The organism is Petrotoga miotherma DSM 10691 (assembly GCF_002895605.1).
Lineage (GTDB): Bacteria > Thermotogota > Thermotogae > Petrotogales > Petrotogaceae > Petrotoga > Petrotoga miotherma.
In genome coordinates this window covers 1-16,464 of sequence record NZ_AZRM01000064.1, presented here as the reverse complement: position 1 = coordinate 16,464, position 16,464 = coordinate 1, and the positions used below count along the sequence as shown (strand labels likewise).

The 16,464-nt window shown below is 33.9% G+C and carries 15 protein-coding genes; 13 read left to right on the top strand and 2 right to left on the bottom strand.

The window, feature by feature from the left end:
- The first annotated feature begins 2 nt into the window (after window positions 1-2).
- From X928_RS09415 to X928_RS09370, 10 genes are all read left to right on the top strand, one after another.
- The gene (locus X928_RS09415; protein WP_103079508.1) at window positions 3-677 is read left to right on the top strand and encodes a uracil-DNA glycosylase; all 675 of its coding nucleotides are present in this window, start codon (window positions 3-5) and stop codon (window positions 675-677) included.
- Window positions 678-679: 2 nt separating this feature from the next.
- Entirely contained in the window at window positions 680-4,204 is a 3,525-nt protein-coding gene (smc, locus tag X928_RS09410) for a chromosome segregation protein SMC (RefSeq protein ID WP_103079507.1), read from the top strand.
- The gene (locus X928_RS09405) at window positions 4,201-4,380 is read left to right on the top strand and encodes a hypothetical protein (RefSeq protein WP_103079506.1); all 180 of its coding nucleotides are present in this window, start codon (window positions 4,201-4,203) and stop codon (window positions 4,378-4,380) included. Before smc ends, X928_RS09405 begins: the two co-directional genes overlap by 4 nt.
- Before the next feature lie 24 nt (window positions 4,381-4,404).
- Window positions 4,405-4,683: a methylated-DNA--[protein]-cysteine S-methyltransferase gene (locus X928_RS09400; protein WP_103079505.1), complete on the top strand. Its 279-nt coding sequence runs from the start codon at window positions 4,405-4,407 to the stop codon at window positions 4,681-4,683.
- A gap of 176 nt (window positions 4,684-4,859) precedes the next feature.
- Window positions 4,860-6,167 carry a nicotinate phosphoribosyltransferase gene (locus X928_RS09395; RefSeq protein ID WP_103079504.1) on the top strand — a complete coding sequence of 436 codons (1,308 nt, stop codon included), beginning with the start codon at window positions 4,860-4,862 and terminating at the stop codon, window positions 6,165-6,167.
- 15 nt (window positions 6,168-6,182) lie between these two features.
- A complete protein-coding gene (locus X928_RS09390) occupies window positions 6,183-6,806 on the top strand; it encodes a hypothetical protein (protein WP_103079503.1) in 624 nt (207 codons plus the stop codon).
- A 15-nt stretch (window positions 6,807-6,821) separates the two neighbouring features.
- Window positions 6,822-7,763, top strand: coding sequence for an enolase C-terminal domain-like protein (locus X928_RS09385; protein ID WP_103079502.1), 942 nt, complete (start codon window positions 6,822-6,824; stop codon window positions 7,761-7,763).
- Between the two features lie 848 nt (window positions 7,764-8,611).
- Window positions 8,612-9,109, top strand: coding sequence for a MarR family winged helix-turn-helix transcriptional regulator (locus tag X928_RS09380; RefSeq protein WP_103079501.1), 498 nt, complete (start codon window positions 8,612-8,614; stop codon window positions 9,107-9,109).
- Window positions 9,106-10,839, top strand: coding sequence for an ABC transporter ATP-binding protein (locus X928_RS09375; RefSeq protein WP_103079500.1), 1,734 nt, complete (start codon window positions 9,106-9,108; stop codon window positions 10,837-10,839). The genes X928_RS09380 and X928_RS09375 overlap by 4 nt, the downstream gene beginning before the upstream one ends.
- Window positions 10,836-12,851 (top strand): ABC transporter ATP-binding protein, encoded by a 2,016-nt coding sequence (locus tag X928_RS09370; RefSeq protein WP_103079499.1) that lies wholly within the window; start codon window positions 10,836-10,838, stop codon window positions 12,849-12,851. The genes X928_RS09375 and X928_RS09370 overlap by 4 nt, the downstream gene beginning before the upstream one ends.
- 91 nt (window positions 12,852-12,942) lie before the next feature.
- Here X928_RS09370 and X928_RS09365 read toward each other — a convergent pair whose 3' ends face one another.
- Window positions 12,943-14,661: a hypothetical protein gene (locus tag X928_RS09365; protein ID WP_103079498.1), complete on the bottom strand. Its 1,719-nt coding sequence runs from the start codon at window positions 14,659-14,661 to the stop codon at window positions 12,943-12,945.
- Between the two features lie 423 nt (window positions 14,662-15,084).
- Between X928_RS09365 and X928_RS09360 the strand changes: the two genes are divergently transcribed.
- The 3 genes from X928_RS09360 to X928_RS09350 all read left to right on the top strand — a co-directional run bounded on the left by X928_RS09360 (window position 15,085) and on the right by X928_RS09350 (window position 16,292).
- Window positions 15,085-15,348 (top strand): hypothetical protein, encoded by a 264-nt coding sequence (locus X928_RS09360; RefSeq protein ID WP_169926374.1) that lies wholly within the window; start codon window positions 15,085-15,087, stop codon window positions 15,346-15,348.
- A gap of 83 nt (window positions 15,349-15,431) precedes the next feature.
- Entirely contained in the window at window positions 15,432-15,974 is a 543-nt protein-coding gene (locus X928_RS09355) for an SPASM domain-containing protein (RefSeq protein ID WP_103079496.1), read from the top strand.
- 30 nt (window positions 15,975-16,004) lie between these two features.
- Entirely contained in the window at window positions 16,005-16,292 is a 288-nt protein-coding gene (locus X928_RS09350) for a hypothetical protein (protein WP_211286518.1), read from the top strand.
- On the opposite strand, the gene X928_RS10465 is transcribed toward X928_RS09350, so the two are convergent.
- Window positions 16,293-16,448, bottom strand: a complete 156-nt coding sequence (locus X928_RS10465) for a transposase (protein ID WP_169926373.1) — start codon at window positions 16,446-16,448, stop codon at window positions 16,293-16,295. It abuts the gene before it with no gap.
- Window positions 16,449-16,464: the final 16 nt, after the last annotated feature.

Sequence of the window (16,464 nt, the reverse complement as noted above, 5' to 3'; positions counted from 1 at the left end):
TGATGTTCTTATACGGCAACGAGGAAAAACAAAAGAATATGGAAATGATCGCCAAAAGAATAGAGGTATGTGAAAAGTGTCCCTTGAACCTTACAAGATCTAATACTGTTCCAGGTTCGGGAAACGTTGATTCGCCAATAATATTTGTAGGTGAAGGTCCTGGTGCAGATGAAGACGCCTTGGGAGAACCTTTCGTTGGAAGAGCAGGGCAACTTTTAGAAAAGATGCTCAAAGAGTATGCAAAATTGGAAAGAAAAGATGTTTTCATCACAAACATTGTGAAATGTCGACCTCCTCAAAATAGGGTTCCCACACAAGAAGAGGTTAAAAGCTGTCAATCCTATCTTGATGGGCAAATAATCGTTATTAAACCAAAAATAATAGTAACCCTTGGTAATGCACCATTGAATTACTTTACTGGTGAATCTAAGATAACTCAATCACGTGGACGTTTTTTCAACTGGTATGGGGATATTAAAATCTTTCCAACTTTTCATCCAAGCTACCTCTTAAGAAACCAAAGTTTGACTAAAGGATCTCCAAAATGGTACGGATACCTGGATATGAGAATAATTGGAATAATGTATAGAGCATTAAAACAGGGTAAAGGGGTTGAAGAGGTTACTAAAACAATTGAAGAAAAGATTAAAAGCCTTGAAAATGCTGGGGGGAGTTAAAATTGAAACTCTTATCCCTAGAGATAGAGGGTTTTAAAAGTTTTGGCAGAAGAACATATTTTAATTTAGATAAAAATATTATCGCGATAATCGGTCCCAATGGATCGGGTAAATCTAACATTGTAGACGCGATTAGATGGCTATTAGGAGAGCAATCTCAAAAACAGATGAGAATATCAGAAAAAAACGATGTATTGCACATAGGAAGCAATGGAAATGGGTCTTCCAACTATGCAAAAGTTTCGTTAGTAGTACAAAACGATGACAATGAAAAAATTAAGATCTCGAAAATATTGGAGAAAGACACACCCAACAGGTACTATATAAACAACAAAGTCGCCACGCTTAAAGAATTACAAAATATATTCAACAAAGGAACGGGGAAAAGTTTTTACTCGATTATTGGACAAGGCCAAATTGGTGAAATAGTCAACTCCTCACCTGAAAATATTAGAGATATTGTGTTGGATGCTTCAAACATAGCTAAATACTTAGAAAAAAAAGAAGTATCGATCAATCTATTGAATAAAACAACCGAAAATTTAGACAGAATCAACGATTTACTATTTGTCGTGGATAAAAGGTTAAAATCTTTATCCATTAGGGCTGGAAGGGCAAAAAAATACCTAGAATATCGCAAGGAAATTAAAAGAATAGGAAAAATATATTTTGGTGCTTCTAAAATATCTTTTCTAAAAAAGATAGAAAAATATCAAAAAGAAATACAAGACAATTCTCAAAGAATGAAATCTTTGCTATCAGAGCTTTTTGAAGTAGAACGAAGCTACAGAAATTTAAAAAGCGAAATAGAAGATACTGACAAACAACTATCCATAAACGGAGACATGGTAGAAAACTACAGGCAAAGGGTTCAAACGATAGAAAATGAAAAAAATCAATTAACAGAAGAACTAAATGAGAACAACTCTTCAATAATAAGCAAAGAGTGGGAAATGAACTCTTTAGAAGAAAAATTGGACAAACTTGAACAACAGTTAAAAGAACTCTCTAAAAACGAAAGAAATTTTAGAGAAATAGAAGAAAAAACCCAAAACAAAACCAACCTTATAAACGAAAAAAAGAATCGTATTATACAGGAAATAGAAAAACAAGAAGAAACGCTCAAAATCTTAGAATCCGAATTATCAAAGGCATCTCAAGAAAAAGAACGAAAAGAAACAGAACTAAAAAATCTCCAAACAACATACAGCAGTAACCAAGAAAGAATTAACTTACTAAAAGATCAAATAAATACCTTGAAAACAAAATTAGAAAATAACTCACAAAAAATGAAAGAAATAGAAGAACTACTCTCCCATTCAAAAGGGACTGAAATTCAATTAGAACAAAGGTTAAAAAAGAAATTCGATGAGTTAAAACAAACAGAAAACTCTTACAATACCCTTATATCAGAAATTGACTCTCTTCAACAAAATGAAAAGAATCTATTTTACACATATCAATCTTTAAACAGGCAGATCAACGAATACGAAGGATTCTCAACAACGATAAAAGAATTTTTCAAAGTCTTCAAAGATGACGATAACGTGGTGGATGTCGTTGCCAATTTAATTAACACAGAAGAAAGGTATGAAGAAGCGGTTTCGACAATAGCCAGCTCAAGAATACAAAACATAGTAATAAAAAATTCTTCAAAGGCAAAAGAGTATTTGGATCTGGTAAAAAAGGGCAACAATGGAAAAATCACCCTTCTTCCACTTGATCTATTAAGAACTAAAGTTCGATTACAAAAAAACTTCTTAAACGAACCGGGCACAATAGATTTTGTAATTAATTTAGTAAACTACAAACAAGAATATAGAAAGGTTATGGAATACGTTTTCTCTAATGCTTTGTTAGTTGATAATATTGAAACAGCTATAAAAATTTCAAAAATGAAGTATCCTGGAAATATTGTTACTCTCAGCGGAGAATTAGTCTACTCTTCTGGTGCCATAACCGGAGGAAAATCTAAATACGATCATTCTTCTACGGTACTTAAAAGAAAGAGAGAGATCTCTGAAATAGAAGAAAAGCTAAAACAAATCAGAGCTGTCCTTTCAAACAAGCAAGAGCTATACAACAAAGTAAAAGAAAAACTTAACCTTCAAAAAGAAGAGTTGGAATCTATAAAAGACGAGTTAAGACAAGCAACACTCACGAAAAACTCACATGACCTAGACTACAAAAAAATCAAAGAAGAAACAAGCAATTTGCAAGAAAGTATAACTCTTTACAACGAAAAATTAGCCAACTATGAAGAAAAAACCAAAACGCTTGATCAAGAGATACAATCATTAAAAATGGAAATAGAAAATAACTATCAAAACACTACCCAAACAACTAAAAAAATGCACGAAATCGAAGAAACCATCAAAGACAAAAGAACCTTACTCAATCAAATAGAAAAAGAGCTTATAGGCCAAGAAATGGAGTTAAAAAGCATAAAAGAAAAGTATGAATACTACAAAAATCAAAAGTTAGCAATTGAAAACGAACTAAAAGAAATAAAAATTAAACAGCAAAAAACAAAAGAATCCTTTGATAACTTAAAAGAAAAAAACGATAAAATAAACCAATCTATAAACGAACTCAATAAAGAAAAAGACTCCCTCAACAACGAAATTTCAAAATTATTTGAACTGATGAAACAAAGTAGAACAGGCAAACATAACAAGGCTAAAGACTTGGAAAATTATGAAAACCGTATAGACAAATTAAAAAATGAAGTAAATACAATAAAACAAAAAAATCAAGAGATTGAATTTGAGATAAAAGAAGCCAACCACAACATACAATTCCTCAAAGAAAAAGCCCAAAACTTAGAAATTAACGAAGAAGAGTTCGAATTAAAAGAATTATCCGAAAAAGACATAGAAGCCTTAGGGAACAAACAAAAAGAATTGGAAAGTTCATTAAAAAAACTTGGTTCTGTTGATTTAACTGTTTTAGACGAATACGAAGAAGTAGAAAAAGAATACCAAGAAAATCTAAAAAACAAAGAAGATATAATGAAATCAATAAATTCTCTTAAACAAAGTATAAAAAATCTTGACGAAGAAGCTCAACGTCAATTCAACACATTTTTTAACAATCTCAACAAAGAATTCTCATACTTTATCTCAAAACTTTTTCCAAACGGATACGGTGAACTCAGGTTAATTGGTGAGGGCAAAGAGTTTGAAAAAGGAATCCAAATATCTGTAAAAAAATCTGGGATGAACTTTCAAAAACTCTCTCTCTTTTCAGGAGGGGAAAAAGCTCTCATAGCGATAGCTTTTCTCTTCTCACTCATGAATCTAAACCCGAGTCCTTTTTATATACTAGATGAAATCGATGCCCCTTTGGATGATCTAAACGCCGCAAAAATATCAGACTTAATATTAGAGAACTCTAAAAAGTCCCAATTTTTGATAATAACACACAATAAGATAGTGATGGAAATTGCTGAGCTTTTTTACGGAATAACTATGAGAGAAGGAACTACGTACATAGTTCCCGTTGATTTCAAGGAGTTAGAACGATGAAAGCTGTGTTAGGAACGCCTATCGGTAGTGTGATAATCTATGTAAAAAATGACAAGATAACTAAAATAAAGCTAACCTTTCAAAAAGAAGGGTGGGGAGCGGGGCGTAGGGGCGCTAATAAAAATGAGAATTATTACAATTCAAAAACAAAGAAACATTTTGATATAATATATTAATATCTATTTGGAGATCTCCCAAAAATCCCAAAAAAAATATTTGATTTCCCTGGTGAAACAGCTTTTGCAAAAAAGGTTTATGAAACTTTGTATAACACAAAAAAGGGAAGCGTAATTACCTACAAAGAATTGGCATCAAAAGCTGGAAATCCAAAAGCTTACAGAGCGGTGGGAAATTTGATGAAGAACAACCCTTTACCCATAATTATCCCATGCCACAGGGTAATAAAAAGCGATGGCAGTATAGGAAAGTTTAGTCCAAGTATCAAATGGAAAAAATATCTACTCGATTTAGAAAGATGAGAAATGGGTGAAGGGTAAAGTTCCTTTTCCTTATGGGCGGGCTGCGGGGCGAAGGGGCGCAAATAAAGACTAGGCGGAGCTTACATAAAAAAACCTAAAAATCATTTTACAAAACTAACAATCTATTTTTAAAAGCGCCACAAGACGGCGAAAAAATTTATCAGAAGGTGGAAAAAATGGATTTAAACGAAACAAATAAAAGATTACATCCAAAGCTCTTCAAAGTACCCATCGACAAAATAAGAATGGGGTACTACACTGACAAATACTTTACAAGGTATGTAGAAGTCCTAAAGAAAGACAAGAGAAAAGTAAATGTAACTTACCAATTTTTTCCAAGAGCAGACTGTGTAGTAGTTGGAATAGATGAAGCACTATCCCTTTTAACTTATGGAACAGGTTACTACAAAGATGAAGAAAAAGCAAAAGAGATTTTTGATGAAATTTTAACCATAGAAAGAGCAATACAAGACGCCTCTACACGAATGGACAAAGAAGAACTTCTAAATTGTACAAATAAAAAATGGGACCTTAGGATGCTACTAAACAGTTTATGGGTAGATAAATGGGACGAAATAGAAGTACTTGCTTTGAACGATGGAGACGAAGCAAAGAATATGGAGCCTGTGTTCGTAATCAAGGGTAATCCTGCTTTTTTTGGACATCTGGAAACACTTCTTTTAGGGGTAATGGCAAGGGCTTCCAGCACGGCTACCGCTGTAAAAAAAGTTGTCAACGCCGCTAAAGGAAAACCGATTTTGTTTTTTAGCGCAAGATTTGATCATTTTTGGGTTCAAACAACTGACGGTTATGCCGCCTTGAAAGCCGGCGCCTTTGGAGTATCTACCGATGCAAACGCTGATTATTGGGGAGTTGAATCTCTCGGAACCATACCCCATGCTTTAATTGCCGCTTACAATGGAAACACCTCGGACGCAGCTATAGCTTTTAACAAATATATAGATGGTCATGTAAATAGAATGGTGTTAGTAGACTGGGACAACGACGTTATTGGAACTACCATCAAAGTAGCAGAAGAGTTTTATGAACACATATACGATGAAAAACCCAATATTGATAGAGGGGATTTGTCCAAAATAGTTGGTGAAGGAAAAGACAAAATTTGGGCCGTTAGATTTGACACATCTGGATCCTTAAGAGATAAATCTGTCATTCCAAAAGACAAATCATCTTTAGGAGTTAACCCTGAGATGGTATGGCGGGCGAGAAGAAAATTCGATGAACTAGGAATGAACAATTTAAAAATAATGGTCTCAGGGGGATTTAACCAAGAAAAAATCGATTTATTTGAAACCCTTGAAGTTCCCGTAGATCTATACGGTGTAGGATCATCGTTGCTGAAACAAAAAATCGACTTCACAGCAGATATAGTAGAAGTCGATGGTAAACCCTGTGCAAAGGTAGGAAGAAAAAAAGGAGACTTCTCACGACTAAAAGTCGTCGAAAGAAATTACTGGGAATAATAATGGAGGTATACTATGTTTTCAATGACTCTCTTTTTAAGCCATTTTGTATCTGATTTTGCCTTTACCAACGTTTATTCTGATAAATTCTTGGAAAAGTCCAGTTATTATAAACATCTAATCTGGGTTTTATTGGTCTTTTTAGCTTTCAATTTTGATATGTTAACGGGATGGATGCTTTTAATAGTTTCACTCTCCATCCTTCTTCATATAGGTATAGACTTACTAAGAATAAAAAACCAAAACACCAACATCTACTTTGAAATCATATTTTTAGGGGCCTTTTTAATCTGGTCATACCTATTCAGAAGCTTTTTCCAAGATTCTTTCTTATCTAACGTCTTTCAGTTCTATATTGTAGGAATGATCGTAACAACAAGTTTTGGAAGCTTCTTATTCAGAACTTTCAACCTATTTGAAAAAGAAAAAAAAGACACAATCGGTGCATCGGAAAGGTTAGCGATATTCATTTTTATGATGGCTCAAAACTACCTTTGGTCCATTATAGCAGTAGGCGCCGGATTAGCATACAAACTTATCTTTGTAAAAGAAAAAAATATAAAAGAGCTAATCTTATCGCCAACCTATGCAATATTAGTTTCCTTATTTTGGTATTTACTAATGCAAAATATATACTAAGAGGGCTGAAAATTCATGAAAGAAAGAAAAAGAGACGTATACTACTGGCAAGAAAGAACGATCTTAAAAAATCTAAATATAGAATGGCAAGAGCATGCTATATTTAAATTCATAGACAAACAAGGAATTCAGGGGGTTGGGGCAGCTACCCCCAATTACTATTTTGGTGAGACATTTAAAACTACCATGGCGATATTGGAATTAATTAGAGATCTATTTGAAATGGAAGATGATATTGAAAACCTACCCAACATCGAAGAAAAATTCAATGAAAAGATAAAAAGAGACAACTCTTCAAAAACCGCTGTTTTTTTAGCGATCTTTGACTACCTAACAAACAAATACAATTACGATCCAGCAAAATTGCTCTTCCCGACTAAAAAAAGTATCTCGCAGGAATCTCTCTTTAGAATTTTTTGGAAAAAAGGCATTAATATATTTGACTTACTTCCAGAAATTCAAAAAGATGAAAAAATTATAAAAATAGAGTTCTTAGAAAAACCGTTGCTCACAGAGTTTGAAAAAATATTGAAACTCTTCAAAGGTAAAAAACTATGGATTGACCTGAGAGGTTTATTCTCCCACCATGAAATCAGACAAATTCTAAAACTTTTGAAAACCTCTGAAACTATGGCTTTAGAACAACCAACCCCGAAGTATAAAGAAAATACTTTAAGCAATCTACAAATAAACTACCCAATTTTTTGGGATGAATCCATCGAACAACCTGAGGATATTATCAGAGTATCAAATATTGCTTCAGGAGTCGTCTTAGATATCACCAAAGTTGGTGGACTAACCAACTTAAAAAAACACTACGACCTAGCCAACATACTCAACTTGGAAACAGTCATCTCCACAAGAATAGAACACCCCATAAATCTAAACTGGTCTAACAAAATAAAAAACGCATTCGATATAATAGATTTGAATATAAATCATTATATTGTGATATAATATACCGGCTGGTAATATACTGGTGAGTATATTACTGGCCAGTATATTACTATGATGCTTAATTTTATAAATTTCTCTTCTTGTCAGCATTTTTAATGGTGGTTTAAGTTCCCTTCGCTCCACAGTCTGCACAAAAGGAATGAAAAAAGTAATACTCTACAACACAACATCAAAACCGTCAAAGAAATTTTTCCCCTCTTGGTTCAGCAGCTTGCTCCTTAAAAATTGGGAAATTTTGCTCAGTAACTCCTCTAAGCGAAGTATTAATCTCTCCCCCTCCCCCTCGACTCATTCAAAAGATATAAACTATTAATCAAAATTTCAAATAAAAACTTGATATTTCAAAAAAAGATAGTATACTAACTATTAGTGTGCTAATAGTTAGTAAGTTAATTATTAGCATACTAATAGAAGATTGACGCAGTCTTTGAAACTACAGATCTTTTCCTTAAATGGGCGGGCTGCCGAATGAAAATGAAGAAATAAAGATTTTCTTCCTTATGGGCGGGGAGCGGGGTGAAAGGGTAAAGCTCCTTCCTTAAATGGGTGGGGAGCGGGGGAAGGGCGCTAATAAAGACTAAGCAAAGTTTACAAGAAAACTATACAAACAATTAACTCACAAAAAACGCTCGACTTTTAAAAGGGTCACAGGGCGAAGCCCTCACTCCACAGGGTTTAAGGGACCGCAGATCCCTTCCTTAAATGGGCGGGCTGTGGGGCGAAGGGGCGCTAATAAAGACTCTTTTCCTCACGGGTGGGGAGCGGGGTGAAAGAGCGCTAAAAATAAGTTTTAGAATCTCTAAAAACTGCAATCTAACTATAAGAGAAAAGAAGAGGAGAAAAAAGAAATGAAAGACAAAAAACTTTGCACAGAAAATTTCCCCTTTGATGAACTCAATCCATCAACGATCAACGTTGTCCAACAATTCTTTCAAGTGATGAATCTCCAAAGACAGTTAAATTTCAAAATTATGGCAGAAAAAGATGTCTATCCTGGACAAGGAGTCTGTTTATGGTACATTTGGAAAAACCCTGGTATAAATCAAACAAATCTTGCCAAGCTCATGAACGTAGCTCCCCCAACCGTATCGTTGATTCTCAAAAGATTGGAGAAAATGGGGCTCATACTTCGCAAATCCGATCCTGATGACATGCGCACACTTCAGATGTTCTTAACTGAAAAAGGAGAAGAAGAAATAAAAAATTTAAAAACATCCTTCTCAAAGATCGTTAGATACAGCTTTGAAGGGTTATCAGATGAAGAACTCAACACCTTTAACGAGTTACTAAAAAAAATATCCAACAACCTATCAAAACATTTACAAAAAGGAGAAGATCAAGGATGAAAACCATACTAAGCAAATATTTAAAACAGTATTATAAAGAGGTAATTTTGGCATTGGTGTTACTCACCGTCCAAGCTGTCTCAAACTTATACCTTCCAAACTTAAATGCAGACATTATCAACAACGGTGTTGCCAAAGGAGACCTCACTTATATAATGCAAGCGGGAGGGAAGATGTTGTTATTTTCCCTATTACTCGTTGGTGCTGCTGTAGGGGCGACATTTTTTGCCTCAAGAATCTCTGCAAAATTTGCGCAGGACTTACGCAGAGATCTTTACTATAAGGTACTTAGTTTCTCTCAGAACGATATAGACAAGTTTGGAACCGCTTCGCTAATAACGAGAAACACGAATGATGTATACCAAATTCAGATGTTGGTATTAATAATGTTGAATGTGATGATTCTTGCACCCATAATGGCAATAGGTGGTGCTTTTATGGCTATTCGCCAAGACGTTGTCCTTTCTACTTCGCTTTTAGTGATAATCCCACTGATGGGAATTGTTGTATTCTTTCTAATGCGTAAGGCAATTCCACTATTTAAAAGCATGCAAATAAAGCTCGATAACGTCAACCGTGTTCTACGTGAAAAATTAATGGGTGTACGTGTTATCAGGGCTTTTGTGAAAGATAAAAGTGAAGAAAAAAGATTTGATAAAGTTAATAGCGATTTAACCCAAACCTCCATAAAAGTAAACAGATTACTAGCATTAGGTATGCCTCTTCTAATGCTTATTATGAACCTTTCAACCGTTAGTATTCTCTGGTTCGGTTCAATGCGAATAGACAGTGGAGCAATGCCAATAGGCAACTTGACAGCCTTCTTAACATATATCATGGAAATACTCATATCAATAATGATGGCAATGATGATGTTTGTCATGTGGCCTCGTGCAGAAGCATCTGCCGATCGTATCAAAGAGGTATTAGAAACAGAACCTACAATTAATGAACCAGACAAACCAGTTATTTTAAAAAGTAAAAAAGGCACTATCTCCTTCAAAAATGTGACATTCAAATACGAAGGCGCTGAGGAACCCGTACTAAGAAATATTTCTTTTGAGGCTAAACCTGGCAAAACTACCGCAATTGTTGGTAGCACCGGAAGCGGTAAAAGCACTCTTATAAACTTGATCCCACGCTTTTACGAAGTCACCGAAGGGAAGATAGAAATCGACGGTGTAGACATAAGAGAACTGTCGATGGAAAACCTTAGAGACTCACTAGGTTTTGTACCTCAAAAAGCTTATCTATTCAGTGGAACGATAGCTTCCAACCTAGCATATGGTAAGAAAGATGCAACGGAAGAGGAAATGTGGCATGCCTTAGAAATAGCCCAAGCGAAGGATTTTGTAGAAGAATTACCTGATAAACTACAAGCTCCAGTTGATCAAGGAGGAACGAACTTCTCCGGTGGTCAAAGGCAACGTCTATCTATTGCAAGGGCAATTGTCAAAAAGCCAAAGATCTATATATTCGACGATAGTTTCTCTGCTTTGGATAACCGAACCGATGCGAATCTTCGTGAAGCCTTAAAGGAAGAGACTAAAAACGCCACAGTTATAATCGTAGCTCAAAGGGTAAGTACCATACTTAATGCAGACTTAATAATCGTTCTAAACGACGACGGAACAATAGCTGGACAAGGAAAACATTCAGATCTTATGCAATCATGTGAAGTATATAGAGAGCTCGTAAAATCCCAGTTACCAGAGGAGGAAACAGCATGAGTCACAATAATCCAAAAACTCCTAACAGTTCAACTAAAAAACCTATGGGGATGGGAATGGGTAGACGAGGAGCAACCCCTGGAGAAAAACCAAAAAATTTTTGGGGGTCCTTAAAAAGACTACTTGGATATTTAAAACCTCAATTAGTGCCTATTTTGTTCGTTGTTTCTTTTGCCGTTTTAGCTACGGTCTTTATGATAACAGCCCCTAAGATAATAGGAAACGCCACAAATGTGTTATTCGAAGGTATAATAAGCAAAAATATGCCTGAAAATATGACAAAAGAACAAGCTATACAAATGCTTAAACTCTCCGGGAATGATCAAATTGCTGAAATGATTGGGCCAATGAACATAGTGCCAGGCCAGGGAGTGGATTATAACAAACTCGTACAAATCTTATTAACCCTATTGGTAATTTACGGCTTATCTGCCCTTTTCAAGTGGTTGCAGCAATATCTAATGGCGGGTGTCTCTCAAAAATCCATCTATAGGCTAAGAAAAGATGTTGATAACAAACTAGCAAAACTACCACTTAAATATTTTGATAGTCATTCCCACGGTGATATTCTCAGTAGAGTAACCAACGATATTGATAATATAGGAAGAACGCTTCAACAAACGTTAACACAGATCATAACAGCTACTGTCACTATAATCGGTGTAATAGTTATGATGTTAACGATAAGTCCATTGCTCACATTAATAGCCTTGACGCTGATTCCTTTATCTCTGATTGTCACAATGTTCATTGTAAAAAAATCTCAGAAACAGTTTGAAACGCAGTGGGACAGTACGGGAAAACTCAACGGTCATGTAGAGGAGACATATTCAGGCCATAACATTGTAAAGGTTTTCAACAAACAAAAAGAAGCTAAAGAAACATTCGACAACGAAAACGCTAGATTATACCAAGCAAGTTTCAAATCTCAGTTCATATCAGGCATAATAAGACCTGCAATAGCTTTTCTAAACAATCTTAACTACGTAGCTGTCAGCGTTATCGGTGGACTTAGGGTAGCAAACGGTCTAATGACACTTGGAGATGTACAGGCGTTCATTCAGTACTCAAGAATGTTCACCCAACCAATAGTTCAAACAGCTAATATTATAAATATTTTACAATCAACTGTAGCTTCCGCAGAAAGAGTATTCGAACTCCTAGATGAACAGGACGAACTTCCTGATCCAGTCCAACCTGTAGAATTACCTGAAATAAAAGGAAGAATAGCCTTTGAAAACGTATCTTTCAGTTATGATCCTAAAAAACCTTTGATAGAGGGTATGAACTTAAATGTTTATCCTGGGGAAAATGTAGCGATAGTTGGACCAACAGGCGCTGGAAAAACTACACTTGTCAACCTTCTAATGAGATTCTACGATGTCACAGATGGAAGAATCACGTTGGATGGCATTGATATTAGGCAAATGAGAAGATCAGACCTCAGAAAAAACTTTGGTATGGTTCTTCAAGACACTTGGTTATTCGGAGGCACGATAAAGGAAAATATCGCATACGGTAAAGAAGATGCCTCTGATGAGGAGATCATCCATGCTGCTAAAGCGGCGTATGTGGATCATTTTGTTCGAACATTACCCCATGGTTACGACACAATAATAGATGAGGAAGCTTCGAACCTATCACAAGGTCAAAGACAATTGATAACCATCGCAAGAGCTTTCCTTGCAAACCCTAAAATTTTGATCTTGGATGAGGCAACCAGCTCTGTTGACACACGTACAGAAACATTAATACAACAAGCTATGGAAAAATTGATGAGAGGGCGAACAAGCTTTATCATTGCTCATAGATTATCTACAATCAGGAATGCCGATACGATCTTAGTAATGAATCATGGTTCCATTGTAGAAACTGGAAATCACGAAGAACTCATGAAAAATAAAGGCTTTTACTACAATCTCTACATGAGCCAATTTTTAGGAATCGATTTAAAAAAACCAATAAAAGAACCAAAAACATCACAGGAAAATATAGCATCTGTCAAAAGCTAAACCCTTTTCTTCCCAACTAAGTTGGGGTGTTGAATGAATGAAAGTAATAAAATAATTTCCGAAAATGCGCCCTAAATGGGCGTTTTTTCAATTAAAAATTGCCGGTAATTTCCACAAACTCTCCTCTTTCTTCCCCTTCAAACACATAAAAAGAAATAGCAGAAGGTTTTCTTTTCAACGTGTATTTTTTCACGAATGGATTAATCTCTTTTGGTACTTTCGGTGTGAATTCTTTTGGTATATCTTTTAAATCGTAGTACCTACCGTAATTCATTATGAATTTTTCTACTGTCTTTTTTTGTCTTATATCAAGACCAATGTAATTTCCAATGAACTCTTTTAAATTCTTTTTATCCAAGTCCCTCACAAACCTTTTTACAACTTCTTTCCTTCCCAAATAAAAAGGATGTTCTTTGAAGGTTATATTTTTGTTTGTGTAGATTTTTGGTTTTTGAACGGTTGTTAGTAAAGAATCAAAATTTATCTTTGGATTTCTTTCAAAGATAGAGTTTATTAACTCTTTCGTGTAGTAATCGCATCTTTCTTCAATTAAACTGTCATCTTCTATCTCTTTAATTATCTTTTTTAGATCAATCTCTTCTTTGTAGTAATGAACGAGGTAAGAGGTAAAGAGTTCTGATATTTGTCTTCCTTTCGGAAGGTTTTTAAACTTTTCAAGGTTTATCTCAAACTTTTTATCTATATCCTTCTTTTTCAGTTCTTTGATTATACATATAGGTGTGGATGTGTTGATTTTAAACTCAAGAGCATCTAATATGTTTCTCAAGGTATTTGGTTGAATGTACTTTGTCTTTGCAGATAAAAACTCTTTCAACGTTCTTTCAGAAATGTTCATTGAATCGATGGGTATCTTTTCTTTTCCTATCTCTTTTCTTATGAAAGCCCTCAATGTTTTTGTGTTTAAGTAATTTCTATTTCTAATATTTAAAACAAGACGTCTGACATCGTGAATTGTATATTCAAACTCATTCCATATTATTTTTTTCTTATCACCACTCAACGATGAAACTAAGCGTGAAAAAATAAAAGCGGTCTCATAAACCAAAGGATCTTTGTTATTCTTCTGTACTTGAAACATAGTATCGAGGGAATTGAAAACATTAAAGTTATTATCATCGAAGTAGTAACCAAGGTAGAATCCTAATGGAAAAGTAAAAGCTAAAGCCTTTTCTTTGTTTACATCTTTCAACCACCAAGATATCTTATTTAAAGCTTGCACCATACCAGAAGGATGTGGAATAGTTTTTAAAACCTTAAATGCTTTGATGTTTAAAGAAATGGCTTCATCGTATCTTTCTTCGTTCTTTTTTCCTCTTGCTTTTGATAGTAATATGAAACCTTTATCACCAAGGTTTTGTTCATAATTCTTACTCCAATATCTTATCTTTTCCATACTTTCATCGGGTTCATAATACAATTCATGTATATTTTTTAGAGTTTCTACAATAAGGCCTCTGACATAAACAGGTATATTATCAAAATTATCCTTTAGTTCGTCGAATACTTTTTTAACGCCCTCTTTTTGTTTAATTCTATTCAATATATAAATTTTTTGATCCAAAAAAAGACAATGCAAACCACCTTTTTTCAATCCCTGTAACTCTTCATCTATTATCTCAAGGGCTTCATCGTATTTAACATCCCATTTTAATTTCAAAACGTTTATGTAATTGACAACGCTTTTATTTTTATCTGCTCTATCACTTTCTAAGTAATGAACAACATAGTTCAAAATTGGTCTTATAAACTGTCCTTTATTCACAATTTCAACCAAAGATCGAAGATTCATTCTGAGAACCTCCTTATCCTCATGAAATATTTACACAATGTTATAATAATAGAATATTCGTTTACTTCAATTCAACATAGAAATTTTCTAAAAATAGACCGAAACCATTCAAACATAATTGTACCACGATACAGATAAAAAAAGAAAAAGAGGATATAAGTAATTTAAAGATAACAAAAATTATCGAATTTGATTTTAACATAAGTATTTTTTGACCGATCTCTGTAATACTTTATCAATGTATATTTGATACCAATTAAAAAAACAGTTGAAAATCATATGGAAAAGCGTATGATTAAAATGAAGGGTTGGATTATTTGAGATATTAGTTTTAAATAAAAAGAATAATCTAAGGGGATGAAAGAGGATGAAGAAATTTATTGTTGCTTTGTTGATCACTGTTCTGGTGTTAAGGTGTGGAAATTGGAAAATAGCGAATTAGAGCTAGTGGTGAAGAACTTTCATAAATTAAAAAACGACCTTTTCCTTTTTACTGCAAAAAATAGTAAACCAACGGTTTTATTTCATAAACCTTCATTAAAGGCTTACTATTTAGAACAACAATATGAACAATTTTTTTCTGATCTTCTTAATAATATTGATCCTTTTAATTTGTTTTCTTGGTTGGGAAAAAATAAGCATATGTTATCAAAAATTTGGAATGAATTAGAGTACTTTTTAGGATAGTAGAAGTAACTTATACTAATTATCATGTTGAAAATGGAATAAAACCTCTTGACCTACAGTCTTTCTTTTACGAGAAATTCAAATTGGAAAACGTAATGATTGTTCCTGTTATATCAAAAGATCCAACATTAGCTCTTCCTAATAGAGATTTTTTTATAGTTGATGAATATCAAACTGCAATAAATTCCTACCAGAACGGGAACAAACAAGAAATTGATTCAGTAGAACGTCTTGCGAATCAGGTATTAAATGCACCACCAACCTGCCTTTATTGTGGCAGTGGAATCACAGAATTTGTAGTTGATTCAGAAGGAGATGTTTTTCCTTGCCAATTATTGGTTAGTAACAAAAACTTTTTGATTGGAAATGTATATGATACCAAAGAAAAATTGAGACAACTTTTGATTACTTCCAAACAAAAATATAGTAAAATATTTGATAAGACTAAAGATAACGAATGTCAGAACTGCTTTTTACAATTTTTTTGTCGAGGATGTCCTATTGCCCCTTATCTCTTGGGAAACAGTATGCATATACCTCATGAAAGCTGTCAATTGCTTAAGGAAGTTGTTAAAAATTCTATTTTAATAAAAGCCGAAAAAGACTTTGTTGAATCAAACTCTTAAAAATTCCATTTATAGGGGGAGAGTTAAAGTATGAATTTACACGCTAGAAGATTGATAAGATATGGTATAAAAAATTATAAAAAGTATATGATTTTTATGTTTCTTTTGGGTGTTGTTACTTTAGCATTAGCAGCTTTGAGACCTTTTTTCATTCAGTATTTAATCGACGATATAATATCTTTTCAAAGAATTAACATACTGCCTTTTTTCCTTGCCTTTTTAATAGGTATCGTAGCTTTAGAAAGGGCTTTCAGTTATTTTTTTAATACTTATCATCGAAAAGTTAATTTTTGGTTCTATCACGAAAATAGTGGGTAATTAAGCTGGAGTTAAATTAAGTTTACCAAGGGCAATAAAGATAGTGATTTTTAAATTCTTTAATGTTTTAAAACCAAAAGCCCTTTTAGTAAATCCTCTAAGTTTAGAGTTCATACCTTCTATTTTACCGTTAGAGATATTCGTTTTTATGTGCAACAAGATACCTTCTATG

Bases quoted from the DNA above. Each gene is read 5' to 3' on its own strand.
- X928_RS09390 (WP_103079503.1), top strand. From the start codon at position 6,183: ATGTTTTCAATGACTCTCTTTTTAAGCCATTTTGTATCTGATTTTGCC.
- X928_RS09405 (WP_103079506.1), top strand. From the start codon at position 4,201: ATGAAAGCTGTGTTAGGAACGCCTATCGGTAGTGTGATAATCTATGTA.
- X928_RS09370 (WP_103079499.1), top strand. From the start codon at position 10,836: ATGAGTCACAATAATCCAAAAACTCCTAACAGTTCAACTAAAAAACCT.
- X928_RS09380 (WP_103079501.1), top strand. From the start codon at position 8,612: ATGAAAGACAAAAAACTTTGCACAGAAAATTTCCCCTTTGATGAACTC.
- X928_RS09365 (WP_103079498.1), bottom strand. From the start codon at position 14,661: ATGAATCTTCGATCTTTGGTTGAAATTGTGAATAAAGGACAGTTTATA.
- X928_RS09375 (WP_103079500.1), top strand. From the start codon at position 9,106: ATGAAAACCATACTAAGCAAATATTTAAAACAGTATTATAAAGAGGTA.
- X928_RS09395 (WP_103079504.1), top strand. From the start codon at position 4,860: ATGGATTTAAACGAAACAAATAAAAGATTACATCCAAAGCTCTTCAAA.
- X928_RS09350 (WP_211286518.1), top strand. From the start codon at position 16,005: ATGAATTTACACGCTAGAAGATTGATAAGATATGGTATAAAAAATTAT.
- X928_RS09385 (WP_103079502.1), top strand. From the start codon at position 6,822: ATGAAAGAAAGAAAAAGAGACGTATACTACTGGCAAGAAAGAACGATC.
- X928_RS09415 (WP_103079508.1), top strand. From the start codon at position 3: ATGTTCTTATACGGCAACGAGGAAAAACAAAAGAATATGGAAATGATC.